This window comes from Martelella sp. FOR1707, assembly GCF_053484265.1.
This window is the reverse complement of the sequence record NZ_JBAKFP010000018.1, coordinates 1-971: the sequence shown is the minus strand read 5'-3', so window position 1 is coordinate 971 and position 971 is coordinate 1. Positions and strand designations below refer to the sequence as shown.

Annotated in this window: 2 protein-coding genes; both read left to right on the top strand. The window is 61.7% G+C overall.

What is annotated here, in order from left to right:
- Positions 1 to 552: response regulator (locus V6765_RS24065; RefSeq protein ID WP_448433130.1), on the top strand; the 552-nt coding region annotated here is incomplete at its 5' end.
- Between the two features lie 150 nt (positions 553 to 702).
- On the top strand, positions 703 to 971 hold a 269-nt coding region (locus V6765_RS24060), incomplete at its 3' end, for a hypothetical protein (RefSeq protein ID WP_448433129.1).

Here is a 971-nt window from a genome sequence, read left to right as displayed (position 1 = left end):
GAATACCTGATCGCCCAGAACCTTTCCCGCACCTTCGAAAAGGTCGGTGCCAAAGTGTTGGGGCCCGTGGCGTCGATTTCCCAGGCCATCCCCCATCTCGGCCGGGCCGACGCAGCCGTCCTGGATATCGATCTCGACGGTACGCCGGTCTTTCCGCTGGCCGATATCCTGCACCAGAACCACACGCCCTTCGTGTTCTTCTCCGGATGCGCGGAAATCATCATTCCCCATCGTTTCCGCTTCATCAATACGCTGCCGAAGCCGAACGGAATCCGCGAAGTCATCGCGTCGCTGATCGCGACCTATGACCGGTCTGCGACGGTTGCCGCCGAGGGCGACGGCGAAGATGTGATAACGCTGATGCCGAGCCTGAGGCTCGCGGCCCGGCTGCTTGTCGCCGATGACGCCGCCGCCGACCGGCTTGTGGAGCGGACCTTCGAATACGCCATCGCCCATGTCGACGAGAGACCTGCCGGCATGTCCCGGCTGGAATGGCTGCTCTCGACGCTTGAGGACCTGCGTCTCATCGAGGGCCGAAGCATTCTCAACTGAGCGTCTGGCCGCCGTCGCTTTCCATGGCCGCCGTCAACACGCCGATCCTGTCCATCGCTGCCGATATGTTCCCGTCCGGCTTTCACGGATTTCATGGAACAAAATCTTTGTCGTCGCGATTGGGGGACGTGTTGAACGGAGGTCGAAGTCATGACATCGCAGGCTATCCACGCAACGCCGGATCACCGCACGGTGGTGTTCAGAACGGCGAACGACGCCACCGTGACCGTCACCTTCCCGCAGCCGGTTGAACATCCCGAAAGTTCCGCCCTGTCCGTGATCAACGGACTTGCCGACAGCCTTGCCGCCCGCAAAGACGATGCAAGACTGGAGAGCGAACTCGAAGAGGGGCTGGAAGACAGTTTCCCGGCCAGCGATCCCGTTTCCGCCAGCATCACCACGACGCTTCCCAAAGGCCA